Annotated in this window: 25 protein-coding genes and 2 tRNA genes; 15 read left to right on the top strand and 12 right to left on the bottom strand. The window is 66.0% G+C overall.

The features are described 5' to 3' along the window. Positions 1-290 precede the first annotated feature (290 nt). From QXZ94_RS05090 to QXZ94_RS05110, 5 genes are all read right to left on the bottom strand, one after another. Positions 291-875 (bottom strand): Hpt domain-containing protein, encoded by a 585-nt coding sequence (locus tag QXZ94_RS05090; RefSeq protein ID WP_315719508.1) that lies wholly within the window; start codon positions 873-875, stop codon positions 291-293. Positions 876-998: 123 nt separating this feature from the next. Next, positions 999-1,544: a response regulator gene (locus QXZ94_RS05095; RefSeq protein ID WP_172107934.1), complete on the bottom strand. Its 546-nt coding sequence runs from the start codon at positions 1,542-1,544 to the stop codon at positions 999-1,001. A gap of 337 nt (positions 1,545-1,881) precedes the next feature. Beyond that, positions 1,882-2,661 (bottom strand): NAD kinase, encoded by a 780-nt coding sequence (locus tag QXZ94_RS05100; RefSeq protein WP_172107936.1) that lies wholly within the window; start codon positions 2,659-2,661, stop codon positions 1,882-1,884. A gap of 283 nt (positions 2,662-2,944) precedes the next feature. Continuing rightward, entirely contained in the window at positions 2,945-5,092 is a 2,148-nt protein-coding gene (locus QXZ94_RS05105; protein ID WP_315719509.1) for an adenylate/guanylate cyclase domain-containing protein, read from the bottom strand. Between the two features lie 18 nt (positions 5,093-5,110). Further along, positions 5,111-5,794 (bottom strand): hypothetical protein, encoded by a 684-nt coding sequence (locus tag QXZ94_RS05110; RefSeq protein WP_172107940.1) that lies wholly within the window; start codon positions 5,792-5,794, stop codon positions 5,111-5,113. Positions 5,795-6,024: 230 nt separating this feature from the next. On the opposite strand from QXZ94_RS05110, the gene QXZ94_RS05115 reads away from it, so the two are divergent. Next, on the top strand, positions 6,025-7,596 hold the full coding sequence (locus QXZ94_RS05115; RefSeq protein ID WP_315719510.1) for a S10 family serine carboxypeptidase-like protein: 1,572 nt from the start codon (positions 6,025-6,027) through the stop codon (positions 7,594-7,596). Between the two features lie 59 nt (positions 7,597-7,655). Here the strand turns inward: QXZ94_RS05115 and QXZ94_RS05120 are convergent, their stop codons facing one another. Both QXZ94_RS05120 and QXZ94_RS05125 read right to left on the bottom strand, forming a co-directional pair. After that, complete coding sequence (locus tag QXZ94_RS05120) at positions 7,656-9,044, bottom strand: serine hydrolase domain-containing protein (protein ID WP_315719511.1); 1,389 nt, start codon at positions 9,042-9,044, stop codon at positions 7,656-7,658. Between the two features lie 171 nt (positions 9,045-9,215). Beyond that, a complete protein-coding gene (locus QXZ94_RS05125; RefSeq protein ID WP_172107946.1) occupies positions 9,216-9,758 on the bottom strand; it encodes a tetratricopeptide repeat protein in 543 nt (180 codons plus the stop codon). 291 nt (positions 9,759-10,049) lie between these two features. Here QXZ94_RS05125 and QXZ94_RS05130 point away from each other — a divergent pair, with 291 nt between their 5' ends. From QXZ94_RS05130 to QXZ94_RS05145, 4 genes are all read left to right on the top strand, one after another. Continuing rightward, positions 10,050-10,451 carry a hypothetical protein gene (locus QXZ94_RS05130; protein WP_315719512.1) on the top strand — a complete coding sequence of 134 codons (402 nt, stop codon included), beginning with the start codon at positions 10,050-10,052 and terminating at the stop codon, positions 10,449-10,451. Positions 10,452-10,653: 202 nt separating this feature from the next. Continuing rightward, entirely contained in the window at positions 10,654-11,094 is a 441-nt protein-coding gene (locus QXZ94_RS05135) for a hypothetical protein (protein WP_315726110.1), read from the top strand. A gap of 290 nt (positions 11,095-11,384) precedes the next feature. Beyond that, positions 11,385-12,113, top strand: a complete 729-nt coding sequence (locus QXZ94_RS05140) for a porin family protein (RefSeq protein ID WP_315719513.1) — start codon at positions 11,385-11,387, stop codon at positions 12,111-12,113. Positions 12,114-12,307: 194 nt separating this feature from the next. Beyond that, positions 12,308-12,547 (top strand): DUF6719 family protein, encoded by a 240-nt coding sequence (locus QXZ94_RS05145; RefSeq protein ID WP_172107952.1) that lies wholly within the window; start codon positions 12,308-12,310, stop codon positions 12,545-12,547. A 275-nt stretch (positions 12,548-12,822) separates the two neighbouring features. Here the strand turns inward: QXZ94_RS05145 and QXZ94_RS05150 are convergent, their stop codons facing one another. Continuing rightward, on the bottom strand, positions 12,823-13,071 hold the full coding sequence (locus QXZ94_RS05150) for a hypothetical protein (RefSeq protein WP_315719514.1): 249 nt from the start codon (positions 13,069-13,071) through the stop codon (positions 12,823-12,825). A gap of 180 nt (positions 13,072-13,251) precedes the next feature. On the opposite strand from QXZ94_RS05150, the gene QXZ94_RS05155 reads away from it, so the two are divergent. Then, a complete protein-coding gene (locus QXZ94_RS05155; protein ID WP_009031230.1) occupies positions 13,252-13,359 on the top strand; it encodes a hypothetical protein in 108 nt (35 codons plus the stop codon). Positions 13,360-13,413: 54 nt separating this feature from the next. On the opposite strand, the gene QXZ94_RS05160 is transcribed toward QXZ94_RS05155, so the two are convergent. Continuing rightward, the gene (locus QXZ94_RS05160) at positions 13,414-13,851 is read right to left on the bottom strand and encodes a hypothetical protein (protein WP_409998791.1); all 438 of its coding nucleotides are present in this window, start codon (positions 13,849-13,851) and stop codon (positions 13,414-13,416) included. Positions 13,852-14,169: 318 nt separating this feature from the next. Between QXZ94_RS05160 and QXZ94_RS05165 the strand changes: the two genes are divergently transcribed. The 3 genes from QXZ94_RS05165 (at position 14,170) to QXZ94_RS05175 (ending at position 16,379) form a co-directional block, all read left to right on the top strand. After that, positions 14,170-14,742 (top strand): TetR/AcrR family transcriptional regulator, encoded by a 573-nt coding sequence (locus QXZ94_RS05165; RefSeq protein ID WP_315719516.1) that lies wholly within the window; start codon positions 14,170-14,172, stop codon positions 14,740-14,742. A 205-nt stretch (positions 14,743-14,947) separates the two neighbouring features. Further along, a complete protein-coding gene (locus QXZ94_RS05170; protein ID WP_315719517.1) occupies positions 14,948-15,610 on the top strand; it encodes a DUF3313 domain-containing protein in 663 nt (220 codons plus the stop codon). Positions 15,611-15,788: 178 nt separating this feature from the next. Beyond that, positions 15,789-16,379: a DUF2147 domain-containing protein gene (locus QXZ94_RS05175; protein WP_315719518.1), complete on the top strand. Its 591-nt coding sequence runs from the start codon at positions 15,789-15,791 to the stop codon at positions 16,377-16,379. 66 nt (positions 16,380-16,445) lie between these two features. Here QXZ94_RS05175 and QXZ94_RS05180 read toward each other — a convergent pair. Both QXZ94_RS05180 and QXZ94_RS05185 read right to left on the bottom strand, forming a co-directional pair. After that, a tRNA-Thr gene (locus QXZ94_RS05180) sits at positions 16,446-16,520 on the bottom strand. Between the two features lie 169 nt (positions 16,521-16,689). Continuing rightward, positions 16,690-17,154 (bottom strand): hypothetical protein, encoded by a 465-nt coding sequence (locus QXZ94_RS05185; RefSeq protein ID WP_315719519.1) that lies wholly within the window; start codon positions 17,152-17,154, stop codon positions 16,690-16,692. Between the two features lie 165 nt (positions 17,155-17,319). Here QXZ94_RS05185 and QXZ94_RS05190 point away from each other — a divergent pair, with 165 nt between their 5' ends. From QXZ94_RS05190 to QXZ94_RS05200, 3 genes are all read left to right on the top strand, one after another. Continuing rightward, positions 17,320-18,015, top strand: a complete 696-nt coding sequence (locus QXZ94_RS05190) for an urease accessory protein (RefSeq protein ID WP_315719520.1) — start codon at positions 17,320-17,322, stop codon at positions 18,013-18,015. 154 nt (positions 18,016-18,169) lie between these two features. After that, positions 18,170-18,628 carry a hypothetical protein gene (locus QXZ94_RS05195; RefSeq protein WP_315719521.1) on the top strand — a complete coding sequence of 153 codons (459 nt, stop codon included), beginning with the start codon at positions 18,170-18,172 and terminating at the stop codon, positions 18,626-18,628. A 55-nt stretch (positions 18,629-18,683) separates the two neighbouring features. Further along, positions 18,684-19,145, top strand: coding sequence for a hypothetical protein (locus QXZ94_RS05200; RefSeq protein ID WP_315719522.1), 462 nt, complete (start codon positions 18,684-18,686; stop codon positions 19,143-19,145). Positions 19,146-19,202: 57 nt separating this feature from the next. On the opposite strand, the gene rlmB is transcribed toward QXZ94_RS05200, so the two are convergent. Beyond that, the gene (rlmB, locus tag QXZ94_RS05205; RefSeq protein ID WP_315719523.1) at positions 19,203-20,045 is read right to left on the bottom strand and encodes a 23S rRNA (guanosine(2251)-2'-O)-methyltransferase RlmB; all 843 of its coding nucleotides are present in this window, start codon (positions 20,043-20,045) and stop codon (positions 19,203-19,205) included. Between the two features lie 218 nt (positions 20,046-20,263). On the opposite strand from rlmB, the gene QXZ94_RS05210 reads away from it, so the two are divergent. From QXZ94_RS05210 to QXZ94_RS05220, 3 genes are all read left to right on the top strand, one after another. After that, a tRNA-Tyr gene (locus tag QXZ94_RS05210) sits at positions 20,264-20,349 on the top strand. A gap of 202 nt (positions 20,350-20,551) precedes the next feature. Further along, entirely contained in the window at positions 20,552-22,075 is a 1,524-nt protein-coding gene (locus QXZ94_RS05215; protein WP_315719524.1) for a TolC family outer membrane protein, read from the top strand. A gap of 140 nt (positions 22,076-22,215) precedes the next feature. Beyond that, on the top strand, positions 22,216-24,513 hold the full coding sequence (locus QXZ94_RS05220) for a type I secretion system permease/ATPase (protein ID WP_315719525.1): 2,298 nt from the start codon (positions 22,216-22,218) through the stop codon (positions 24,511-24,513). The last annotated feature ends 1 nt before the right edge of the window (position 24,514 follow it).

The raw sequence follows: 24,514 nt of genomic DNA on the forward strand, positions 1-24,514 counted from the left end.
CGGCCCCGCGGCGACTACGTCAGGAGGGCGGGCCCCTATCTCAGGGTCATTCCGGGGCGCGCGTAGCGCGAGCCCGGAATCCATCACCCCGAGCGGGCGGGTGGCGAACACACGCGCGACCGCCACCTCGTATCACACATCCTCCTGTAGCTATGGATTCCGGGCTCGCGCTACGCGCGCCCCGGAATGACGCGGAGAGAGTGCGCTCGAAGTTTGCGGTGGGGTTCGCAGTCAACGCTATTGAAGAGCGTCCGTTGTTTCGCCGCGTCTTGAGCGCCAACCCTTCGCGATTACGGCTGGTCGCTCGGCACCAGGCTCGGCGCCAGGATCGCTTCGAGATGCTCCGGGCGGTTGCGGTTGACCTGAACCAGGTAGTCGTCGGCGACGCGGCGCAGGCGCCGGCTCAATTCGCTCGCCACCGTCGCACTGTCATATTTCGTATGATCGTGCACGATGGCCTGGATGGCGTTGACGTGATGCTCGAACAGCTCGGCCGGGACCTTGTCGAGATCGGGAGCATGCTCGATGATCCGGCACAGGCTGTCGGCCACGGCCGCGGCCGCGGGATAGCCGAAGGTCGCGGCATCGCCCTTGATGTCATGGGCGGCGCGGAACATCTCCTCGCAGGCGTCGTCGTCGAAGCCATCCTTCAGGACGGCCGCGTAGGCCTTCGACAGGCGCTCGGCCTCGGTGTCCATCCACGACTTGAACTCGCCGGACAGCCCGGCGAGGGCTGCTTCCGCCCGTGCGATGGGATCGTCGAGATCCTTCTCCTCGGCGCGGCGCAGCACCTTCTTCAGCGGATTGGGTTGCGTGATCACATGGTGCGAGGCGTAGGTCTTGACCTGGATTGCCGGGGCCTTGTCTTTCGCCATCTCGATATCCTCAGGTGATGCCGACCAACGCAAACTTGTGGACGTGAAGACTCATAGCCGAGGAGCCGGCCGTGCTGCTCGGCGATTCCAGGACGACGTTAACAACGGCTCACTGCTGCGCGCCTAAACTGCGGAGCGCGCTTTATCCAGAAGTGACGGCTGCTGGAAAATCTCGGCCTCGCCGCCGATGCGGCGCTCGGGGCCGATATAGGCGGTGTTGGTGTTGCGGCGCCGGTCCGGGCCGAAATAGGTTTTCGTCTTGATGAAGGGCCGGGGATTGGCGACCACGTTGAGAATGCGCTGATAGAGGCCCTTCGCCGAGATCGGCTTGGCGAGAAATTCGGTCACGCCGGCGTCGCGCGCCACGGTCACGCGGCGCTTCTCGGAATGACCGGTCAGCATGATGATCGGCGCGTAGGGATTGCCCTTGGCTTCCGGCTGCCGGATCATCTGCGCCAGCTCGAGGCCGTCGAAGATCGGCATCGCCCAGTCGGTGATGACGATGTCCGGCGAGAAGTGGGTGTACATTTCGAGCGCGGTGGCGCCGTCCTCGGCCTCGTTGACCTCGCGGGCGCCGAACGAATGCAGCAGCGTCCGCAGGATGCGGCGCATGTGCGGATTGTCGTCGCAGACGAGGAAGCGCAGCTTGTTGAAGTCGATGCGATACATTGGGCCGGCCTGAAGGCATCACCGGTGATGGTGGTCAACGCGCATTAACCATACGGAGCGCCGGGTTAACAAAGCGTTGCGGAGTATGGTGTTTCGAGCGGACGTGCCGCTGTCTCCGCATGTCATTCCGGGGCGCGTCGCGCAGCGGCGCGAGCCCGGAATCCATAACCCCGAGCGGGGGGTGGCGAAGGCAAGCGCCACGACCTGTGCCTCACACCATCCTGTGGCTGTGGATTCCGGGCTCGCTCGCCGCCTTCGGCGGCGCGCGCCCCGGAATGACGTCGGAGAGAGCGGGGCATCGTCCCGCGACACACTGGCGGCGGTTAGAAGAAAAGTTCTAATACCCGAACTGCTCGCTCAGGATCCGCTCTTCCAGGCTGTGGCCGGCGTCGAACAGCATCCGCATCGAGATCGTCTTGTCGGAGAGCACCTCGACGCGCCTGACGTTGCGGACCTCGTCATGGTCGGCGACCGCCGCGACGGGCCGCTTGTCGCCTTCGAGCACCTCGACGATCACATAGGCGGTGTTCGGCAGCAGGGCGCCGCGCCAGCGCCGCGGCCGGAACGCGCTGATCGGCGTCAGCGCCAGCAGCGCCGCGTTGATCGGCAGGATCGGGCCCTGCACCGAGAGATTATAGGCGGTGGAGCCGGCCGGCGTCGCCACCAGCACGCCGTCGGCAATCAGCTCGGGCATGCGCTCGCGCTCGTCGATCAGGATGCGCAGACGCGCGGTCTGCGCGGTCTGGCGGAACAGGTAGACCTCGTTGATGGCGTGGTGAATGTGGACCACGCCGTCGGCGTCGGTTGCCCGCATCAGGAGCGGATGGATGACCGACTCCTGCGCCGCCTCGAGCCGGCCGTGCAGATCGATCGTGCTGAACTCGTTCATCAGGAAGCCGACGGTGCCGCGATGCATGCCGTAGATCGGCTTTCCCGACCGCATGTGATCGTGCAGCGTCTGCAGCATCAGTCCGTCACCGCCGAGGGCGACCACGACGTCCGCGAGGTCCGGATCGGCGTTGCCGTACAGGGCGCTCAGCTGCGTCAGCGCCGCCTGCGCTTCGGCACTCGGACTCGCGACGAAGGCGATCCGCTCGTATCGCTTGGGCGTGGTCATGCGTCGCTCGGGCTCGCTGGTCGGTTGAAGCGCCGTGTCGTCTAGCCGACCTTGGCCGTGCTTGTCCATCGCGGCCGGTATGGTGGGGCAATGGGGCCGGGATGAGGGCCGATCTCGCTCGGAAATGGGCTGAGGATGCGGCATTCGTGACGGATGATGTCTGGCGCAAGCAGCCATTGCCTTGGCCCGGATGAGCGCAGCGATGTCCGGGTTCTCCAGAGGGACTGAGATGACCCCGCATGTCGCTTGCGCTCATGCGGGCGGCGAGACCGTCATCGTCAGGTCATTTTTCCTGCAAGCTGCGGATGGGATCCCAGTCGACGGTGCCCCCTTTGAGGGCGGCGGCGACGCGTTGGGCAAACAGCGCGCTGGGGGTGTCGCGCGCAACTGCCGGCGCGAAGCAATCGGCGGCCTGCGGCAGCTCGCCGGCCCGCCAATGCGCGAGGCCAGCCGCGTAGCCAGCGAGCAGAGCGTGCTCCGGCGCGGAGAGCTCGGCAGCACGGCCATGCAGCTCGTAGATCCTCAGCGACTGCTCGCGGCCCTTGACGCGGATGGTGTCGAGCTCGCGCCAGGCAAACTCGTCGCCGGCGCGCGCGACCGTGCTGTGGGAGCCGATGATCGTGGTGCCGTAGAACTTGTTGGCGCCTTCGAGACGCGAGGCCACGTTCACGGCGTCGCTCATGACGGAATAGTTGAAGCGGCGTTGCGAGCCGAAATTGCCGACCAGCGCCGCGCCGCTGTTGATGCCGATGCGTTGCGCCACCTTGATGCCCTGGAAGGCCGTCGACGTCAGGTTGAGCTCGGCGAGCTTTGCCTTGCAATCGAGCGCCGCGCGCGCGGCGCTGCGCGCATGGTCGGGATCGTCGAGGGGAGCGCCGAACACGGCGACGACGGAGTCGCCGATATATTTGTCGACATAGCCGTCATGGCTCTCGATTACGTCGGTCATCGCTGACAGATATTCGTTGGTCAGTGCCATCAGCTGCTCCGGCGACATCTGCTCCGCGATGCGCGAGAAGCCTTCGATGTCGGAGAAGAACACGGTGACCTCGCGGGTCTCGCCGCCGAGTTGCGGCAGCCGGCGCGAGGCCAGCATGCGGTCGATCTCGCGCGGTGCGAGATAATAGGCAAAGCTCTTCTGCAGCAGCCGGCGGTCCTTGTCCGTCACCATGAAGCGATAGAAGGTGGTGGCCGCCAGCGCGAGCACGCCGGCGGCCAGAGGTTCTGCAATGGGCAGCACATGGGACTGGTTGAAGAGGGCGGTCGCGATCGCTGTGTAGAGCACGGCCAGCGCGGCCAGGATGGCTGCTGCAAAGGTCGGCCGCAGCAGGCGCGCGAGCAGCGCGGCGGCGAGCCCAAGTGAGGCCGTGATGGCGAAGATGGCGGGCCGGCTCAGCTCGATCGCGGCGTCCTGCCGCACCAGGTTGTTCACCGCTGTCGCATGGATGTAGACGCCGGCGATCGTGCTGCGCGCGAACGTCTTGGCGACCTCGCGCGGTTCCAGCACGCAGCGCGGGCGGCGCGCGCCCTCGGCGCGGGTCGCGAAGCGCTTCGAGGTCAGCCGCCGGTCCTCGATGCCGACGGTGCCGACCAGGACGACCTTGCCGGCGAACTCGCGGCGGAAATAATCCTTGTCGCCCTTGAGGGCGCAGGCGCGCAGATCGGCGAAGGAGTAGGTCGGAATGTCCTGGGCGCCACCGGCGAAGTTCAGCGTCATCGTGCCGGGTACGCTGCCGGGAACGCGGTAGTCGCCGAGCGTCACGCCATCGGCGGCGATCACCGGGGATCGACCGGTCGCCCGCGCGGCCAGCTCGAGCGCCATGCTCGGGATCGTCTTGTTCTCGGCCGACAGGGTCAGCGGATGGCGCCTGACGACATCGTCGTTGTCGGTGTAGGTGTTGAGCGGCCGCAGATTCTGCTGCTGTCGCACGGCGATGCGTTGGCCGGGGGCGGGAAGGATGGGTGGCTCGCCGAAGATCTCGCCCAGCACCACCTTGCCGCCGGCGGCCGCTGCCGCCAGTGCGCGCAGAAACTCGCGGTCGAAGCCGCGCGTCTTCTCGCCCAGCGTCGAATCGCCGAGCGGAATCTCCGACTGCTCGATCGAGGTCTGAAACACGATGTCGAAGCCGACGGCCTTGGCGCCACCCTCGAGCGTGGCCGTCAGCACCCGGCCGATCTCGCCGGTCCAGGTCAGGAGCGGCGCGCCTTTGAAGGGCGCGGCCTGGTAGCTCTCCTCGTCGATCGCGATCACGACGGCCGGACTGGTGACGGCGTCGTGGCGGTTACCGAATGTCTCGAAGCGCAGCCATGTCAGCGCATCCAGCGACAGGCCGCGGCCGCGCTCGAACGCCGGCGACGCGAGCAGGCCGGCGCAGGCCAGCGCAATGGCGATGACGGCAAGCGCGTCGCGCGTCCGGCGTCCGATCGCCACCGCAAGCTGCTTTCGGTCTCAGTTGAGCCGGATCAATCGACCGACCGCGGGGCCGGGGCCCGCTTTGGCCTGTGCGTCGACCTTGAAGACGAGGCGTGCTGCGCCGAAGCTCGCGACGTAGATGCCGCCCGGCGTCAGTGGATGGCTGGTGCCGGCGAAATCATAGAATCGTCCCTTGTATTGCCGCCCCGTCAGCTCGATCTGCTGGCGCTCGCCGGGCTGGTCGAGCCGCTCGACGATCAGCGTGCCGCGCCCCTTGGCCTCGACGATCGGCGAGGCGCCGTAGATGACGGCCTGCGCCACCGGCGCCGAGTCCGGCCCGATGCTGCGCACGATGGTCGCTGCCACCTCACTGGTCTCGCGGGTGGTCGCCTGAGCATGGCTGGCGTCGCAATTGACGATGTCACTCTTGAGCGCCGCGCCATCCACCTTGCTCTCGCCGGGCCCCACCGTGACGCTGCCGGAGCCGCTGACGGTCTCGCGACGGCAGGACTTGAGGTAGCTCATGACGACGGCCCCATCGGGACCGAGCTTGATCACCTGGCCAGGCGCGACATAGTCCATCAGCTCGGCGCCGGCGACCTCGCCCTGAACGTCCTCGACCAGCGCAGCGGGCGGTCCCGCCAAAGCCGCCGACGGCCCGACGAGCGCCAGGGCGGCGAGCCCGGTCAGGGCTGCGGCGAAGAACGTCCGGTATGTCATGATGAACTCCGTGATCGCACCCGGCGGCGCGCCTTCTGTCCCATGGATAGGACGTCGGACCGGATCGAGAGGTTCGAGCCCATAGCACAACTGGCCGCACCTCGCACCCGCTCCTCAGTGATCTGGATCACGGAAGAGTTGGTTGAGCTTGCGGGTGCGCCGCGGTTCATGCCCTACAGAGGGGTGCTTTCGACCGAGCGGGTCCGGCGCGGGCAGAGGAGTGGGTGTTGATGGCAGGTCTGAAGTCGTTCGTTGCGAGGCGGAGTCTGGCGGCCCTGGTCCTGACCGCACTGGTCGCCGGTCAGCCCGTCCGCGCCCAGGACGCGCCGCCAGCGGCGCAGGATGCCGTGCCGCCCGGCTCGTCCCGCACCAATGCTGCCGGCACGCGCCCGTCCAGCCCTGCGGCGTCGCCGTCGACGGCCGAGCAGCATCGGCTGCCGGCCGATGCCACCACCGCGCAGACGCTCGAGCTGCCCGGCCGCAAGCTGTCGTTCAGCGCCACCGCCGGCTCCATCCGCCTGTTCGATGGCAAGGGCGAGCCCCAGGCCGACATCGCCTATACCTCGTATCAGCTCGACGGCGCTGAGCGCGGCAGCCGTCCGGTGACCTTCTTCTTCAATGGCGGGCCGGGCGCGTCCTCCGCCTATCTGCAGCTCGGCAATGCCGGGCCGTGGCGGATCGGAATCGATGCCGCCCGAGTGACGCCGTCGTCGCAACCGGAGCTGTTGCCCAACGCTGACACCTGGCTCGACTTCACCGATCTCGTGTTCGTCGATCCCGTCGGCACCGGCTACAGCCGCTTCGTGGCGTCGGGCGACGAGGTCCGCAAGCGGTTCTTTTCGGTCGACGGCGATGTGCGGTCACTGTCGCTGGTGGTGCGGCGCTGGCTGGAAAAGCACGATCGCCTGGCGTCACCCAAATACATCGCGGCCGAAAGCTATGGCGGCATCCGTGGGCCGAAGATCATCCGCAATCTGCAGCACGACCAGGGCATCGGCGTGAGCGGCCTGATCCTGCTGTCGCCGCTGATGGACTTCCGCGACTATTCCGGCTCGAGCCTGGTGCAATATGTCGCGAGCCTGCCGAGCTATGCCGCCGTCGCCAGGCAGACGAAGGGGCCGGTGACGCGGGCCGACCTCGCGGACGTCGAGCGCTACGCGAGCGGCGACTTCCTGCTCGATCTGGTGAAGGGCGAGGCCGATGTGGAAGCGACCAACCGGCTGGCCGACAAGGTCGCCAGCCTGACCGGGATCGATCAGGCGGTCAGCCGGCGACTCGCCGGCCGCTTCGACGTCTCCGAGTTTCGTCGCGAGTTCGACCGCAAGAACGGCCGCGTCACCGGCCGCTACGACGGCTCGGTGCTCGGGATCGATCCCTATCCGGATTCGAGCCATTCACGCAGCTCCGATCCGTCAGGCGAGGTGCTGAATGCGCCGCTCACCAGCGCCGCGGTCGAGCTCACGACGCGCAAGCTGAACTGGCGCCCCGACGGCTCCTATCAGTTGCTGAGCGGGACCGTGAACATGAGCTGGGATTTCGGCCGCGGCATTACTCCACCGGAATCGGCCAGCGACATCCGCCAAATCCTCGCGCTCGATCCCAAGCTGAAGCTGCTGGTCGGGCACGGCCTGTTCGATCTCGCCACGCCGTATTACGGCTCGAAGATCCTGCTCGACCAGTTGCCGGCTTTCGCGCGGCCGCCGCGGGTGAAGCTGGTGGTCTATCCGGGCGGGCACATGTTCTATTCCCGCGATGATGCCCGCAAGGCGTTCCGCAGCGAGGCTGAGGCGCTGATGAAGTAGGGCCGCGCGGCGCGATTTTCTGCACGCGTCGTTGCGATCAGGTCGCGGCTACTCACTGTCTATGCGTCCTTCCTCCGGCGCCCCTTCGGATATTTCCGTTCCATCTCCGCCCTGACCACGCGTTCCGGGCGCACGCGTGCTCCGGCGAGCCAGATCTCGCTGACACCGGATTTGGTGCGGACGCGCCTGACGGCTTCGCCATGACTGGCGTAGCCGGCTGCCTGCACGATGTTGCCGGTGTCGCGCCCGGTCACCTCGATGCGAGCGGCATCGATGAAGGGGTTGAGGAAGACGGGATTGGCGACCATGACCTGCTCGCCGAACGGGACGAGATCGATGGCGCCCCACAGCGTCCACCAACGCCCGGTCCAGTCACGCGTCCGGCGTGACGGCGCGCCGTGGGTGGCGAAGGCCTGCAGGATGAACTTGATGCCGTTGGCCCAGCCCGGCGCCCAGCCATCGACGGCGTTGGTCAGCACGGTGATGGTGATCTCGCGAGCCGGAATCACCGACGTCCGCGAGATGTAGCCCTGGAAGCCGCCGCCGTGGCCGAACCAGTCGAAGCCGGCGGTCGTGCCGCTCATCAGCGCCAGACCGTAATGGGCTTCTTCGACGTCCTGGGGGACGCGCCACTGCCGGCGGATCATCTCGCGTCGGCTCGCGACCGTCAGCAGACTCTTTTTGGAATTGGGCGCGAGCTGCGCGAAGAACCGCGCGGTGTCGGCTGCGGTCGCGACCATGCCGGCCGCAGCCATGATGGCGTTGGTCGGGTTGTCGCCGGGAATCACGACGCGGCGTCCCACCGGCACGACGCGGGAATGGCCGCGCGCGAACGGCACCGACTTGCCGAGCAGCGTCATGTCCGGCGCACTCTCGCGCAGGGACAGCGGCGTCATGATCTCGCGCTGCAGCCAGGACGGGTAGGGCTCACCGGTAATGGACTCGATGACCAGGCCGAGCAGGCCGTAGCCGTGGTTGGAGTATTTGAAGCGGCTGTTCGGCGTGATCGCCGGCGGCAGCTTCAATTCGGCCAGCAACTCGTCCTTCCCCAGATAGGGCCGGCCATCGGTGAACTGGCCGGAATCCTTGCCGTCGCGGATCAGGCCCGCCGTGTGCGAGAGCAATTGCCCGAGGGTGGCCGCGGCGACGTCCGGATGCAAATCCGCGACATGATCGCCGACGGGATCGTCGAGCTTCAACCGCTTCTGCTCGCGCAGACGCATGATGCCGGCGGCCGTGAATGCCTTGGTGTGAGAGGCGATGCGGAAGCGATGCCGCGGCGTCAGCTTCTCGCCGCTGTCGAGATTGGCATGACCATAGGCCGCCTCCAGGACGATCTCGCCGCGATGGGCGATCGCGACGATGCAGCCGGGCTGTCCGGAGACCTCGACCTGGAATGCCAGCCAGTCCTTGATGTAACCAATCGCTGCGCCAAGCCAGGGCTCCACGACGCCGTCTCCATCTGGTGGCGCGAACGGTCGTGCGCCGATGCATCATCATGACCGGAGCACCGGCGCTGGACAAGGAGGGCAACGAGATCAACGAGATCGGCGCAACGAAAATGGCGCAACCCTTTCGGGTTGCGCCACTGTCGAGATCGGATCTGATCCGATCGCGCGTCAGTAGACGAGGCCGGTGCCCGGCTGCTTCTCGAGCGCGTCGGCCAGCGAGCGATATTCGGCGCTGTTGGTGCCGGCGAGCTGCGCCACCTTGTCGAGGTGGTACTTGGCCTGCTCGCGGTTGCCCTGCTCGAGCTGCCACAGGCCGTAATACTGCCAGGTGCGCACGTGGTTCGGATCATCCGCCAGGGCCTGCTCGTAGTACTGCTTCGAGGCCTGGTAGTTGCCGAGCTTGCGGTAGGAGTAGCCGATCAGGTTGGCAACGTCGGCAACGTCCTCGCGGTTCAGCGCCTTCAACTGCTGGATCGCAGTGGCATAGTCGCCGCGATCATAGATCGAGGTGTAGGCCGTGCGATAGGCGGCGAGGAACTTCGGATCTTCGATGCTCGAGCTCTTGTCCTTCTTCTTCTTCGAATCCGAGGCGGGCGGCGCTGACGGGGTCTCGCTGCCAGCCGCGTAGGCCTTCGACAGAAGCAGCGGCCCGGAGGCCACGGCCATGGAGAACAGTGCCAGCGTGGCGATCCTGAGCGCAGACTTTTTCATTCGTATCTCCCGAGTTGTCGATCCAACAGGTGACTGCATGCGGAGAAGAACTTCCGCAGCTGCGAAATATTCCCGGCCCTTTGCGCGGATTTTGCGCCGCGATCGGTGCATTATACTGGCCACATAATGACAGGCTAGTCATCTCGATGACTATCCCTTCATCTCAATGAACCGAAAGCCCCGCTTTACTTCAGAGGGGGTTCAGTCCCGGTTCCTTATGGTCGTCGTCATGATCACGAGCCCATCCACTCTGGATGGTGCCTCGCAGATCCTCTCACCACGGAGACGACCATGCTGAAGTCAATGTCCGTTGCGCTGCTCGCCGCGTCGATCCTGGCTGCGCCCGCTTTCGCCGCGGGCCCTGCGAAAACCGAGACGCCGGCGAAGCCGAACCAGATCACCGGCTCGACCACGGGGACCGGGAAGGCTGATGCGACGAAGACCGATGCGACCAAGACCGATGCGACCAAGTCGGATGCGACGAAGCCGGGCGGCATGCAGTCGGGCAACAAGGCCAACGAGATGAAGCCGGCCGACGGCAAGGGGAAGGGCAAGCCCCACGCCTCGCTGCGCCGCCACACGCACCGGCATACCGCGCATCTCCGCCATCACGACAAGGTGAAGGTCTCGCATGCGATCAGCCACAAGAAGGTGAGCTTCAAGCGCGTCACTCCGGCGACCCGCCGCGGGTGAGCTCGCGTCGCCTGCGATCGCCGACGCCTCGGCGCGTCGGCGATCGCGACACGCTGTCCCTTGCCGCAGTCACCGGTCGTCGCATCCGCCATTGTCCTTCGCAGCTTCCACGTCCGCTCCTGCGGGCCGATTTCCCTCATTGGCCGCTTTGAGCTAGAAGCCGGGTGACGCGAGAGGGATCGGGCGAGACGGGCGCGTGGCGATGGGGACGAAGAGCTGGTGGCCGGCAGTTGCGCTGGTGCTGTTGCTGGCAGGTTGTGCCAGCGGAGGGCCGGCGGCCTTCGTGAGCGAGGACAATCGCAGCATTTCCTACACGGGTGATCGCGGAGTGTCGGGCCAGCCGTTCCCCGCGAACTACCGCAGCGAGGTCTTGGCCTATCTGCGCACCTACCTGAACAATCCGGTCGGCGTGCGCGACGGCGTCATGGCCGAGCCGGTGCAGCGGACGGTCGGCGGCCGGCTGCGCTATGTCAGCTGCCTGCGCTACGCGGCCCGTGACTCTGACGGCAGCTACCCACCGGCAAAGGACCGTGCGGCGATCTATGTCGACGGCCGGTTTGACCGGCTCATCGAGGACGCCGGCGAGCTGTGCGCCGGCTCGACCTATGCGCCGTTTCCCGAGCTGGCCAGCCTGACGCGGTAGGTGTCGGGCCCTGCTTTCCGCACACCTGCCACGACGTCGCAGCGGGTTGCGGAGGCGTCGCGGCGATCACAAGTCAGGGATGGGTTCAAACGCTTTGCCGCCTCACTGCGACCAAATGTCGGGCGATGCGTGCAGCTTCACGAAATCTTCGGGAAGCCTATGGAACAAAAGGCCTTTGTTGCTCGCTGGTGACACGCATTGGTTAATCACAGCTGCGTCACCGCCATCGGGCAACCCAAATGCGGCCACGATGTTCGATAGATGTCGCAAATGAATAACGGGGACGTCCCATGAAACGCGTTTTCTCGAGTGCAGTCGCTTTGAGCGCTCTCGCTTTGACGGCGGGCGCCGTTCCGGCTTTCGCCGCCGACATGCCCGCGCGCACCTACACCAAGGCGCCGCCCATGACGCCGCCGCAGGCGATCTACAACTGGACCGGCTTCTATGTCGGTGGCCATCTCGGCGGCGCCTTTGCCGGCGGCAACGGTCTCGAAGGCAACGACGGCCGATTCCTCGGCGGCGTTCAGGGCGGTTTCGACTACCAGTTCGCGCCGAACTGGGTGTTGGGCATCGAGGCCCAGTACAGCTGGATGGACCGCAACACGACCAATTTCGGCTTCCCTGGCGCGACGACCGTGACCTCGACCGGCGCCAACCAGCTCGGCTCGGTGACCGGCCGTCTCGGCTACACCTGGGGCCCGGCGATGGTCTATGCCAAGGGCGGTTATGCTTGGCGCGACGGCAACGCGCTGGGCGTGAACGTCGCAGGCGTTCCGGCTGGCTTCACCACATCGGGCAATGCCAAGGACGGCTATACTGTCGGTGCCGGCCTTGAATACATGTTCGCGCCCAACTGGTCGGCCAAGGCCGAGTACCAGTACTACAATTTCGGCAACACCACCTTCACGGGTGGCCCGGCTCCGGTCGTGGGCAGCCGCTTCAACAACGAAGACCATACGGTCAAGGTCGGTGTGAACTACCGCTTCGGCTGGGGTGGTCCCGTCGCCAGCAAGTACTGAGCAGTCGGCCGGTCTGGCCGGCGAACGACAGTTTGTCACACGCCCGCGCCTCGGTGCGGGCGTTTTGCTTTGAGCGCGGTGAGGACGGAGTGGTTTCGAGACCGCTCACGCAGTGCAAAAAAATTTTCAAACCTTCGTGAAACTTTCGCCATCAGTCGTTATTATGAGTCCGCCGGTTTGATGGATCATCCCACATGCGTATCTTGTTGTCCGTGCTGTTGTTGTCGGCGGCTGTTTTGCCGTGCTCCGCCCAGACCGTCCTGAAGTCCGAACCGTTGATGCTTGCCCCTTACGAGGTTGCGCTGGTGCAGACCGCGTCCTGCCCGTCGGGAAAGGTGCTGAAGGTGACCGGTGCGATCCGCGGCGTCAGCCGCAAGCGCGCTTGTGTCGCACTTCCGTCCGAAACCGCCTCGCTGGCGACGGCAACGCCGTAAGTCAACTCGGACTTCATGACAACGCGACAGCGAGCAGCCTCCGGCTGCCCGCTGAGCGCCGTCCGTCGCTAGATCATGTCGTCAAGAGCCTGCCGCAGGGGCCTGCCTTGGGCCATGGCAAGGCCTCGGTCGCAGTTGCGCAGACAGACAGCGAGTCTGGTGATCGACCGCATCCCGGATGACCTCGCCCTCCAATTGAAGCGATCGCCCACGGTTTTTCGATCGCGACCGCTGCGCGAAATCCCCAGGTAAGGGCCCGCGGCCTGCTTCTGCGATCACGACGCGAACGGGATGTTGAACTCCTGCTCGGCTTCCGCACGGTTCCGCCAGGGATCTTCCTCAGGCTCGGCGGCGCAGGGGCGAATCTCATAGTCGTTGTCGAGCTGTAGATACCCGGCCGAGCGCCGCGCATTGATCATCACGTCCACCACCAGCCCGCTTTGCCGCGCCAAGCGCCAGACATCACCCTCGGTCGGATAGGCCTTGCTCAACTTGGCCTCATTGCAAAACAGGGCATAGGGCATTCCAAGCAGCTCCAGAGAAGCGAAGGATGAACCGACGATGAACAGGGGTTGTAGCGAGACACAGGCGGGTTCGCGGCCGGAAAGCGGCCTTTTCGGATCGGTCGAGTCGTAAACGAGTCCTAAATTTTTGGAAAAAGAATCCGTGGGACTCCGGGGCTAGAATCGCCAGATGGTTAAGTCATGGGAACCGATCTCCACATCTTTTGCGGGCGGATCCAGCTGACACTCACCTGTGGATTGCTGCTCGCTTTCGTCGCCAATGTGGCGCTGCTGTGCGCCTGGCTGTGAGCCGGCATGTCGACTTGCCAAGACACTCGACCATCCGCGGTGGCGCTCCGGCGCTCAGTCCTCGGGGAGCACCGTACCCTCGGCAGAGGCCTTCAGACGGGCCAGCGTTGCGCTGAAATATTCCTGGCGCTCACGGTTGAAGCGCTCCTGATGGGCGCGGAAGCGGGCGACGCGGGCGCGAATCTCGGCCTGCATGTCGCGCTGCAGATCAAGCTGGGAGGCGATGCTGGTGAAGCGCTCAGGGGCGACCGGGCCGGCTCCGGCGACAGCGGTTTCTGGCATTGCAGGCGCTCGCGGTCTGTCGGCCACGGTCGGGGACGCGATTGCCGGTGGCGCCGTTCCTCCGCGCGCGAACGCCGTTTGCTGGGCCGGAGTCACGGCCGGAACGGCAGGCAGCTCGAACTGGGAGAAATCCGCCGGCTTCCCGGTGACCGACTGCACGAAGGCCATGGTCTGCGCGATCAGCGCATCACGCTCTTCCTTCCACGTCATGGCCAGCATCCCCCAGAAGCCGCAATTGCAACAAATGCTCGTTGTGAAATCAAGCTGTAAGACCAGTGACTTCTGGGGATAAGTGAGAGTCCTGGTTGAGATGTGGCAACAATATTGCCACAGTCTGGGCCTGTTTCGTCCCGCCCCCGGAAATCGATACCGTCAATCCGCAGCCGCGGAGAACGTTCCCAGGGCAGGTCGACCGAGCCCGGCTTGACAGCGCGGGGTAGCTCCCGCCTATGACGCCACGGCAGCGTCGGCGTCCGGCCTTCACTGCTTGCAGCCCCTGTACCGCCCCGCGAGATCTCGCAGCTTCTGATGGACAATCCCTCGCGCTCCGAGCGGTCCCGCAAGGCCGCCCTCACTGCCGCCCTTGCGATCATTGCCAGGGATGGTCCGGGGCGGTTGACACTCGACGCCATCGCGCGCGAGAGCGGACTCAGCAAGGGCGGGCTGATGCACCAGTTTCCCAACAAGGAAGCGGTGCTCAAGGCTCTGCTCGAGCAGCAATTCACGCATTTCGACGAATTCGCCAGCAGCTTCAGGGTCGAGGCGGGCAGGGCGACAAGCCAGCCTGAGCTCGCCACCCAGATTGCGATCTCGCGCGAGCTGATTGCGCAGCAGAATTCGGTCGCGCAGGCGATGCTCGGCGCACTCGCTCAGGAGCCTGGCCTGCTGGCCGATGCCCGCGCCAAGGACGCCGAACGGGTGCTCGAGATTCGTGATGAAGCCGTCGACGCCGATCTCGCCGTCTTGCGCTGGGCCGCCGCGCGCGGATTGGCGCTGATGACTCTGCTGCGCGTCTCGCCGCTGGAGCAGGGTGAGATGGATCGCCTGTTCGCGCGCCTGCTCGACGATCGCCAGTGGACCGGGTTCGAGCACAAGACCTGAGCCCGAAATTGGCCCGGGGCCGCCGTCCCTTTCTCGAGCCGCGCTCGCCCATCGTCTCGTCTGAAGCTCTCGCCTGAAGCGCCACTCCCGCGGCGCCGCTCGGCGTTAACCGCACCTTCATCAAACCTATTTACAAACCGTCCGGTCGGTTTTATTTAGGGCTGCTTGTGGCTCGCAACAACCAAGGACAAGCGAGGAGAAGGTGATGACGGTCCGATTTCGGGCGGTAGGCTGTTTGGTGATCGTTGCGGCCGGGCTTTGCGCCGGCTGCAACACGGTGACGCCTGTCGCCTATTCCGAGGTGGCCTCGGCGCGCTATCTGGCCCCCAACACGTCCGACGCGTCCGGACGGATGCCCTACCGTTATGCTGCCGTCGCGGAGTGGCGCAGCTACGACAGGATCATGCTCGATCCGGTCGTGGTCTACCGTGGCAGGGATCACCAGTTCGCCGACATGTCCGATCAGGACAAGGCAAGGCTCGCGCTCTACATGCGCTCGCGCTTTCTGGAAAGCCTGTCGGCGCGCTTTCAGATCGTCAATCAGCGCGGGCCGAACACCTTGCGCGTGCGGCTTACGTTGACGGGGGCCGTCGCCAACACCCCGGTGCTCGGCACCGCCTCGCGCTTCGATCTTGCCGGGGCCGTCTACAACGGCGTGCAGACTGCGCGCGACGGCGAGGGGCTGCTGACGGGCTCGGTGTTCTATGCCGCAGAGATATTCGATGCCGCCAGCGGCCGGCTGCTGAAGGCCTTCGTCAGCAAGCAATATCCCGCGCCCTACGACATCAAGGCCAGCGTCGGTGCGCTCGCGGCTGCCGAAGCGGGGATCGACAAGGGCGCCGACGCCCTGGTCGCACAACTCCAGTGAGCAGGCGGTGCGGATTCCCGCGCCGGGGGCGCGGACGCCACGGTGGGACACCGCCCTTGCTCGCTCGCTTCGGAATCGAGGGCACCGGCGAGCGCCGGGCTGCCGTCAGCGTCGTCATCCCCGCCGCGCGAGCGCCTGGCTCGAGGCCGTCGAGACAACGAGGTCCCTGGACATGACAATGAGATTCGTTCTGCGCGTCGGCTTGCGCATCGTGGTCAGCCTGGTGCTGACGATCACCGAAGGCCGCGGTCACGCCGCTCCCCTCGGCGATCCGCTCGGCACCTGGCTGACCGAGGACGGCCGCGCCCGCATCCGGATCGAGCGCTGCGGCGCGACCCCCGACCGCATCTGCGGCTACGTCGTGTGGATGAAGGAGGCCGCCGATGCCAAGGGGCAGCCGTTCCGCGACCGGCTCAACCCCGACGCAAGCAAGCGTGGCCGCCTCCTGCTCGGACATCAGATGCTGCTTGGTCTGAAGCTGAACACCGACGGCCGCCATGCGGGCGAGGTCTACAATGCCGAGGACGGCAAGACCTATGGCGTCTCGATCTGGCGCGACGGACCGAGGATGCTCGCCGTCAAAGGCTGCCTGATGGGATTGTTCTGCGCCACCCAGGGCTGGGTGCAGGTCACGGATCTGTTGCCCGGCCAGCTCGTGGGGGCAACCGGCCAGGGGGGTGGGCCGGTGCCGGATCCCGAATGGGCCGCGCCCAAGCCGGCAGCCGGGGCCGAGGCGCCGGCGGCAGGAATCAAGACGAGGGCAAGATGAGCAGCTATGCGCGCCGCCGCGACGGCTCGAAGCGCTGCGATCGAGAAAGAGAAACTTGACGGTCGATGGTGCCGGCTGAGGGGATTGAACCCCCGACCTTCGGTTTACAAAACCGCTGCTCTACCGCTGAGCTAAGCCGGCGAATGCCCCGCGAGTGGCGGCGGAGCGCGGCGAGTTGCTCCGAGGCGCGGTGTTCCTACCAGAGTTGATGCGGTGAGGCTACTACCGTCGCAGCTCCCGGCCGACAACTCTGCAGGCGCAAAAAGGGCGGCCGTGGGGCCGCCCTTGTCGACGAGATCGAGGTCCGAGCTTACTGGCAGATGTGCATTGCGCCGTCGCTGCCCTTGAACATGGTGCCGGGGCGGCAGACCAGGCCGTTACGGGTGGCGTAGCTGTTCCAGTCGCCGTAGTAGCCGAGCTGACCACGATCATAGGTCGGCTGGCCATAGCGGTAGGGACCGGGATCGTAGGCATAAGCATCGGCCGTGCGGAACGGTGCGGTCGCGATCGCGCCGGCGGTGCCGATCGCGGCGCCAGCGACGCCCGCGGCAGCGCCGACCGCGCCGGCGGCAACGTCGGCTGGCCAGAAGCCGGTGCCGCGGCGGTTCCAATCATTGTTCCAGCCGTTGTTGTTCCAGCCGCCGTCCGCGCGGTGCTGCATCATCGCGGCGTCCTGGCGGGCCATGTGGTGGCGGTGGTGCATGTCGCGCGCCATGGCCGGGCCGGCCAGCGCGGTTGCGAGCACGGCAGCCCCGAGAATTGCAGATCTGATCATGAATCACTCCGTCGTTGCGCCCCGAACCTTAAGTTCATCCAGCCCGTGCCGTTCCGCCGCGCCGCGGATGTTTTTCCGCGCGCATGGGCTTGGGCAGCTCATCTGGCCTGCGGCTTGCTGTGACCGCGAAGACTGGTAGGCTCGCGAGCAGGGCAGGCGGGGTTGATGCTGGCAATATTGTCTCTGGGTTTTCTGTTGGGCTTGCAGCATGCGCTGGAGGCCGATCACATCGCAGCGGTGTCGAGCATCGCAGCCCGCCGCAGCAAGGTGGGTGACATCGTCAGGCACGGTCTCACCTGGGGCCTCGGCCACACGCTGACGCTGTTCGGCTTCGCCGGTGCCGCATTGCTGCTCGGTCATGTCATCCCGGAGGAGCTGTCGCGCCGGTTCGAGGGCGCGGTCGGCGTGATGCTGGTCGGGCTCGGCGCTCACCTGCTGTGGCGGTTGTGGCGTGAGCGCATCCATTTTCACCGCCACAGCCATCGCGACGGCTCGGCTCACTTCCACGCCCACAGCCATGCCGGCGAGCGGGGATCGCATGGGCGTGCGCCGCACGACCATGTCCACGGGTTTCGCTGGCGCAGCCTGCTGGTCGGCCTGATGCATGGCATGGCCGGCTCTGCGGCACTGCTGCTGCTGGTTGTCGCAGAGGCGCCGACGCCAGCCGCGGGTCTCGCCTATATCCTCCTGTTCGGCATCGGCTCGATGATCGGCATGGGTGCGCTCTCGACCCTGATCGCAGTGCCGATTGCGATCTCCGCGCGGGGGCTGACGATGGCCAATCGCGCACTGCAGGGCGGCGTTGGACTCGTCACCGTCGCGATCGGGCTGCGCACCATCGCTGCCACCACGCTCGGATGATGAGCAGGCGTTAACTGTCCCGTGTGAACCCGTCCGGCGTCTTAACCCGAACGAACGACCTGCGCGTTAGCCTTACCGTCAGATTGACCCGCGCGCTTAACCCATGGCGGGACGCGTTGCGGTATTAGTAGGTTGGCAACCGGGGCGTGAATTCATGCGTTTTGCAACAGCTCTCGCGATTCTGATCGGGTCGACGTCGGCCGCGCTGGCTGCCGAAGGCTTCGAAATCGTGATCCCGCAGCGGCCCGGCGTGCCCGTCGTCATCAACGGCATCGATGCCTCCTATGCCGTCGTGGAGGGCCAGTACGGACTCGGCAAGGGGCACCATATCCAGCCCAGGGTCTATGGCGGTCGCCCGGTCGAGCCCGAGCTCTATGTCGGTCACTACTATCCCACGCTCGGCGCCAAGCCCGGCTATGGCCGCATGGAGATCGAGCCGCCGCCCGATCGCAAGCTGCCGAAGCCTGCCGAGAGCTTTTCCCGTTCTTGGGGCGCTCAGTCCATGATGCAGCCAGCCGAACCCGAGGTGCCGATGTATCCGCCGGCGGTGATCGTCGCACCGCGGGACGGCGGTCCCCGCAACTATGTCAGTCCGCCGCCGGCCTATCGCTAGCGGCCATCCTCGCCAACGAGACCACAATAAAAAACCAGATCATCAGGAGAGAGTAATGCGTGGAGTGATTTCAGGACTTGTCGCCATTGCCGGCCTCGCCGTCGCGGGCAGTGCGCCCGCCGCGGCCTGTGGCGCGACGGCCTGCGCGCCTTGCGGCTATGCCAGCCCATGCGCGCCGACCGTGACCTATCAGCCGGCCTATACCTATCAGCCCGGCTACAGCTACGGTCACGCCGGATGCGGCGGCTGCAGCGCCCATTATGAGCGGCTGCCCGAGCCGACCCGGCAGTACTACTACGTCAACCAGGGCCCGACCTACAGCGGTCCCGGCGCGTTCGCACCGTACCCGGCCTATGAGGAGCGCGCGCTCCCGGTCTATCGCTATCACCATCGCCACCACGCCTATGAGGCGACCCGTGTCGCCCCCGAAGTGGTCTACGCCCAGCCGCACGGCGGCTATCGCTGGGGCGCTTCGTCCTATTATCACGGCCGCCGCGTGCTGCGCCGCTACTACTGATCGATCGAGCCAGCCTTCGTCGCGAACGCCCGTGCGCATCAGCGCGCGGGCGTTTCGTCATCTGGACATCAGCCCGAGCCGGCTCGCGCCGACATAGAGCGCGAGCACTGCGGCGTTGGAGACGTTGAGGCTCTTGATCGCGCCGGGCATGTCGAGCCGGGCCACCACGCTGCAGGTCTCCCGGGTCAGCTGGCGCAGACCCTTGCCCTCGGCGCCGAGCACGAGCGCCAGCGGCTCGCGGAGGGTGACGGCGGCGATGTCCTCAGCACCGGCGCTGTCGAGTCCGACCGTCTGGAAACCGCGCTCGTCGAGCCGGGTCAGCGCGCGGGCGAGGTTCTGCACCGTGATGATCGGCACCAGCTCCAGCGCGCCCGAGGCGGACTTGGCCAGCACGCCGGTGGCCTCCGGGCTGTGGCGGGCCGTGGTCACGATCGCCTTGACGTCGAACGCGGCCGCCGAGCGCAGGATGGCGCCGACATTGTGCGGATCGGTGATCTGGTCGAGGACCAGGATCATGCCCTCCGGTTCGAGCGTGTCGATGTCCGGTGAGGGCAGGGGATCAGCCTCCGCCAGCAGGCCCTGATGCACCGCATCGGGACCGAGCCGCTGGTCGATCTGGCCAGGGCGGACGATCTCCGGTGTCACCTTGGTTTCGATCCGCTCGTCAGCGAGCCGGCGCGCGGCGTTCTCGGTGACGTAGAGCTTGCGAATCCTGCGCTTCGGATTGGCGAGCGCCAGGGTGACCGTATGCCAGCCATAGAGAATGACGGGACCGTCGGGACCGGACTCGCGCTCGCGCCAAGCCTGCTGCCGCTCGAAGCCGCGCGGCTTGCCGGAGAATTTGCCGGGAGATTTGCCGCCTTGGCGGCGAAAAGGGGGCTTACGGTCGCGTTCGCTCATGCACGAGCTTCTGTCACGCCTTCCGGATTCTGGCAATTTGGCACCGCCGAGAGGGGAAAATTCGTCGTCCCTTGGTTGACTTTGAGGGGCCGGTTCGATCATAAGGGCCCCGGTCGCGCGCGCCCCTTCATCCGGGCCCCCGCGGTCTTACCGTCTCAATGGCGCCGCTGGTCGCTCAACCGCTGTTCTCGCGGCCGATCGTCGACTGCCATCGATACGGGGGAGTGTCCCGAGTGGCAAAGGGAGCTGACTGTAAATCAGCCGCCTCATGGCTTCGCAGGTTCGAGTCCTGCCTCCCCCACCATCGGCTTCCCGCGATCTTCTCCCTACTTTCTTGATCGAGTTTATGAATTTTCCGGAATGTGGCAGGGAGTCGCCATTCTGCAACATCGGGTCGATTTTTCGCCGGAAGTGTGGCGAGCTCCATTGCGAGCTGATCGCGGCTTTGTTACCGATACTGTATGTTGAAGATCATACATTCACTCGGTTTCATTTGTGTCGTGGGAATGGGCTTTAGCCCGGCGTTTGCGGCGGAACCCTTCACGATTCAGGACGCCATCAATCAGGCGGTGAAAACCAATCCGGGCGTCGGCGAGGCGGCAGCCAACCGTCGCGCGACGGAATCGGAGCTTCGCCAGCAGCAGGGAACCCTGCTCCCGCAGGTCCGTCTCGATGCGAGCGCCGGCCCTGAAATGCTCAAGCAATATGTCACGCCTGCGCCGAACAATAATGGCCGGTACCTGCGCGGCCGTGAGGCCAGCGTGGTCGTGCGCCAGCTGCTGTTCGATGGATTTTCCTCCATCAACGAGGTGTGGAGACAGGCTGCGCGCGTGGATGCGGCTGCGTTCCGCGTGCTCGAGCGCACCGAGCTGATCGGGCTCGATGCCGCCGAGGCCTATGTGGACGTGGTGCGCTACACGACGCTGGTCGGCCTCGCCGAGAAGAATCTCAAGGTCCATCTCGAGCTGCGCAAGAACGTGCTGGCGCGCTTCCAGGGCGGCCGGGCCGGCGAGGGTGATACCCAGCAGGCGGAAGAGCGCGTCGCTGCAGCCCAGGCCGTGCTCGAGGAATTCCGCCTCAGCCTGGAAGTCGCGCGGGCGAAATATCGCAAGGTCGTCGGCGTCGAGCCGTACAACCTGCGTTTCCCTGGCCGTCTGCCGGACCTGCCGCGTGACAAGGCGGAATCGCTCGACATCGCCTACAAGTTCAATCCGACGCTGCGTGCGGCCGCGGCGGACGTGACCGCCGCCAAGCGCGGCTTCGACGCCACCACCGGCACCTTCCTGCCGACGGTCTCGCTCGAAGGCCGCGCGACCACCGGCAAGGAGTCGATCACCTACAACAACCGCTACGACGAGGTGAGCGGCAAGGTCGTGGCCTCCTGGGATATTTTCAACGGCGGCCAGAATTCGTGGCGCCGTGAAGAAGCCGCGCAGCGGATGATCCAGGAGCAGCAGAAGCACGCGCGGTTGCAGCGCGATGCGCTGGAGTCGATCGACAAGGCCTGGGCGGCCCGCATCATCACCGCCGATCGGGTTGCGGCCCTGGTGCGCGACGTCGAGGCGGCACGCCGCACCTTCATCGCCTACAACAAGGAATATGAGCTCGGCCAGCGCACGCTGATCGACCTGCTGAACTCGCAGAACCAGTACTTCAATGCCAACGTGTCGCTGGTGTCGGCGCGCGGAGTCGTGGTGTTCGCGGACTATCAGCTGCTCGCCGCGATGGGGCAGATGCTGGCCTATCTGAAGACCGGCCATCCGCCGGAGACCGTACCGCTCGACGTCTCTGGCGGCTTCGTCGGGTACCGTCTGCCGCCGCTGCGGCTGAGCGCACCCTCGCCAGGTCCGGCACCGCTGAGCGCCGCAGGTCCGGTGCCGCTGTTCGGCCTGGAAGACGGTGGATCTAAGCAACCTACGCCGATCACCTTCGGTGATCGCTGGGCCTCGAGCGATCCGGCTGATACGTCGCTGTTCGTCGTGTCCGGAAAGTATGGCGGCATCGGATCGGGCGGGCCGGCACCGAAATGAACCTCGCGAAAAGCTGGCGCATACCGCGCCAGCTTTTTCGCATTTACTCTGCGACGATATTGTCACCCTGCTACCGGCAAAGACCCCGAAAAATACGGGTCCTGGCCACAGAATTGGGCTAAACGAAAATCATTAGCAGAATGCGCTGGGTGCAGCCCCGTGTTGCCTGGTTGGCCCGCTGGATTTCCGAGGCATCGTTGAATATTCGTCCGACCAGGTTCGAGCTGGAAGAGGCGCCCGTGCTGCCACAGGCGAGCGCGGCTCCCCCGGCATCCGATCCGCTCAGCGACAGTCTGCTCTACCTTGCAGCTCATCATGGCCGCGCCCTCAGTCGCAGCGCGCTCTTGTCGGGTCTGCCGCTGGAAAGCGGCGTGCTCAGCATCGGCCTGTATGATCGGGCCGCGCGCCGGGCAGGGCTCGAGGCGCAACTGGTCGAACGACCGCTGAGCGAGATTCCCGCGCTGGTGCTGCCCTGCGTGCTGATGTTTCACGACGGCACCACGCGCATCCTGCTGACGATCGACGAGGCGGCCGGCCGTCTCACCATCGTCGATCCATCGCACCGCGAAGCGCCGGCGATCGAGCGCATCGAGACGGTCGCGGCGCAATATGTCGGCTTTGCCTATCTGGTGCGGCCGGCTGCGATCGCCGATGCCCGTGTCGATGCGGCGGGCGAGCTGCCGAAGACGCACTGGTTCTGGTCCGTCGTCAGCCGCTTCGGCGCCAATTACAGCCATGTCGCGATCGCAGCCTTCATCGTCAACATCCTGGCGCTGGCGGCGCCCTTGTTCACGATGAGCGTCTACGACCGTGTCATTCCGAACGGCGCCATCCCGTCGCTGGTTGCGCTCGGCGTCGGCCTGGCGCTGGCAATCGGATTCGACTTCCTGCTCAAGGTGGTCCGAAGCCGCATCATCGACATGACCGGCAAGAAGATCGACGTGGTGCTCGCCGCCAACATCTTCGAGCACGTCATGGCGCTGAAGATGGACAAGCGGCCGCCGTCGGTCGGCATCCTCGCCAACCAGCTTCGCGATTTCGATTCGGTGCGCGAGTTCTTCACCTCGGGCACCGTGGTGTCGGCGACGGACATGCTCTTCGCCGTCGTGTTCATCATCGTGCTGTTCATCATTGCCGGTCCCATCGCCTGGATTCCGCTTCTGATGCTACCCGTCATGATCGCAGTCGGGTTGTTGATCCAGCGCCCGCTCGATCGCGCGATGCGCAAGATGCAGGCGCAATCGGCCGCCCGGCACGGCATTCTGGTGGAATCGCTGAATGGGATGGAGACGGTCCGCGCGGTGGCCGGCGAGAGCCGGGTGCAGACGGTGTGGGAACGCTCGGTGGCGGCGCAGGCGCGCTCCAGCGAGGACGTGCAGTTCTGGGCGTCGATGGCGATGACCGCGGCGAGCGTCGCAAGCCAGTTCTGCAGCCTGCTGCTGGTGGTGGTCGGCGTGTTCCTGATCCTCGACGGCAAGCTCTCGGTCGGCGCGCTGGTCGCGGCCAACATGCTGTCCGGCCGCGTGCTCGGTCCGATCGCCGGCATCGCGGGCCTGATGACGCGCTTCACCCAGACGACATCGGCGCTGCGTTCGATCGACCGGCTGATGTCGCTGGATCGTGAGCGCCCGCCGGAAAAGATCTACGTCGCGCGCGAGATCAAGCAGGGCCGGATTCAGTTCAAGAATGTAAGCTTCGCCTATCCGGGAAGCCAGGCCAAGGCGCTCGACAACGTCTCCTTCGACATCAAGCCGGGCGAGAAGATCGGCATCATCGGGCGCGTCGGCTCTGGCAAGACGACGGTCGGCCGCCTCGCCACCGCGTTCTATCCGCCGACTGAAGGCAGCATCCTGATCGACGGCATCGACATCGCGCAATACGACCCGGCGGATTTGCGCGCCGGCATCGGCTTCGTGCTGCAGGACACCGACCTGTTCTACGGCAAGCTGCGCGACAACATCACGCTCGGCCGTCCGGCCGCGACCGACGAGGAGGTGCTGGAAGCGGCGCGGCTCGCCGGCGTCGAGACCTTCATCGCCGGCCATCCGCAGGGCTACGAGATGATGATCGCCGAGGGCGGCCGCAGCCTGTCGGGCGGACAGAAGCAGGCGATCGGGCTCGCCCGCGTCCTGATCCGCAAGCCGCGCGTGCTGTTCCTCGACGAGCCGACCGCGCATTTCGACGTGCGCAGCGAGGGCGAATTCCTCGAGCGGCTGAAGGTCCTGGCCAAGGGCGACAGGGCCGGCGAGATGTCCATCATCGTCTCGACCCACCGGCCCTCGCTGTTGTCGCTGGTCGATCGCATCCTGGTGTTCGATTCCGGCAAGATCGTCGCCGACGGTCCGACCGCGCAGATCCTCACCATGCTGCGTCCGCAGCCGCCGGCGGCGGCACCGGCCACGAGCCCCGCCGTGAAGCCGGTCCAAGGGACGAGGTGAC

The sequence above is a fragment of the Bradyrhizobium sp. SZCCHNS2022 genome (assembly GCF_032377575.1).
Lineage (GTDB): Bacteria > Pseudomonadota > Alphaproteobacteria > Rhizobiales > Xanthobacteraceae > Bradyrhizobium > Bradyrhizobium aeschynomenes.

What these genes read in the sequence shown, in the direction of transcription:
- QXZ94_RS05090 (WP_315719508.1), bottom strand. Translation starts at nt 875, where the DNA reads ATGGCGAAAGACAAGGCCCCGGCAATCCAGGTCAAGACCTACGCCTCG.
- QXZ94_RS05095 (WP_172107934.1), bottom strand. Translation starts at nt 1,544, where the DNA reads ATGTATCGCATCGACTTCAACAAGCTGCGCTTCCTCGTCTGCGACGAC.
- QXZ94_RS05100 (WP_172107936.1), bottom strand. Translation starts at nt 2,661, where the DNA reads ATGACCACGCCCAAGCGATACGAGCGGATCGCCTTCGTCGCGAGTCCG.
- QXZ94_RS05110 (WP_172107940.1), bottom strand. Translation starts at nt 5,794, where the DNA reads ATGACATACCGGACGTTCTTCGCCGCAGCCCTGACCGGGCTCGCCGCC.
- QXZ94_RS05115 (WP_315719510.1), top strand. Translation starts at nt 6,025, where the DNA reads ATGGCAGGTCTGAAGTCGTTCGTTGCGAGGCGGAGTCTGGCGGCCCTG.
- QXZ94_RS05125 (WP_172107946.1), bottom strand. Translation starts at nt 9,758, where the DNA reads ATGAAAAAGTCTGCGCTCAGGATCGCCACGCTGGCACTGTTCTCCATG.
- QXZ94_RS05130 (WP_315719512.1), top strand. Translation starts at nt 10,050, where the DNA reads ATGCTGAAGTCAATGTCCGTTGCGCTGCTCGCCGCGTCGATCCTGGCT.
- QXZ94_RS05135 (WP_315726110.1), top strand. Translation starts at nt 10,654, where the DNA reads ATGGGGACGAAGAGCTGGTGGCCGGCAGTTGCGCTGGTGCTGTTGCTG.
- QXZ94_RS05140 (WP_315719513.1), top strand. Translation starts at nt 11,385, where the DNA reads ATGAAACGCGTTTTCTCGAGTGCAGTCGCTTTGAGCGCTCTCGCTTTG.
- QXZ94_RS05145 (WP_172107952.1), top strand. Translation starts at nt 12,308, where the DNA reads ATGCGTATCTTGTTGTCCGTGCTGTTGTTGTCGGCGGCTGTTTTGCCG.
- QXZ94_RS05150 (WP_315719514.1), bottom strand. Translation starts at nt 13,071, where the DNA reads ATGCCCTATGCCCTGTTTTGCAATGAGGCCAAGTTGAGCAAGGCCTAT.
- QXZ94_RS05155 (WP_009031230.1), top strand. Translation starts at nt 13,252, where the DNA reads ATGGGAACCGATCTCCACATCTTTTGCGGGCGGATCCAGCTGACACTC.
- QXZ94_RS05160 (WP_409998791.1), bottom strand. Translation starts at nt 13,851, where the DNA reads ATGACGTGGAAGGAAGAGCGTGATGCGCTGATCGCGCAGACCATGGCC.
- QXZ94_RS05165 (WP_315719516.1), top strand. Translation starts at nt 14,170, where the DNA reads ATGGACAATCCCTCGCGCTCCGAGCGGTCCCGCAAGGCCGCCCTCACT.
- QXZ94_RS05170 (WP_315719517.1), top strand. Translation starts at nt 14,948, where the DNA reads ATGACGGTCCGATTTCGGGCGGTAGGCTGTTTGGTGATCGTTGCGGCC.
- QXZ94_RS05175 (WP_315719518.1), top strand. Translation starts at nt 15,789, where the DNA reads ATGAGATTCGTTCTGCGCGTCGGCTTGCGCATCGTGGTCAGCCTGGTG.
- QXZ94_RS05185 (WP_315719519.1), bottom strand. Translation starts at nt 17,154, where the DNA reads ATGATCAGATCTGCAATTCTCGGGGCTGCCGTGCTCGCAACCGCGCTG.
- QXZ94_RS05190 (WP_315719520.1), top strand. Translation starts at nt 17,320, where the DNA reads ATGCTGGCAATATTGTCTCTGGGTTTTCTGTTGGGCTTGCAGCATGCG.
- QXZ94_RS05195 (WP_315719521.1), top strand. Translation starts at nt 18,170, where the DNA reads ATGCGTTTTGCAACAGCTCTCGCGATTCTGATCGGGTCGACGTCGGCC.
- QXZ94_RS05200 (WP_315719522.1), top strand. Translation starts at nt 18,684, where the DNA reads ATGCGTGGAGTGATTTCAGGACTTGTCGCCATTGCCGGCCTCGCCGTC.
- rlmB (WP_315719523.1), bottom strand. Translation starts at nt 20,045, where the DNA reads ATGAGCGAACGCGACCGTAAGCCCCCTTTTCGCCGCCAAGGCGGCAAA.
- QXZ94_RS05215 (WP_315719524.1), top strand. Translation starts at nt 20,552, where the DNA reads ATGGGCTTTAGCCCGGCGTTTGCGGCGGAACCCTTCACGATTCAGGAC.
- QXZ94_RS05220 (WP_315719525.1), top strand. Translation starts at nt 22,216, where the DNA reads ATGCGCTGGGTGCAGCCCCGTGTTGCCTGGTTGGCCCGCTGGATTTCC.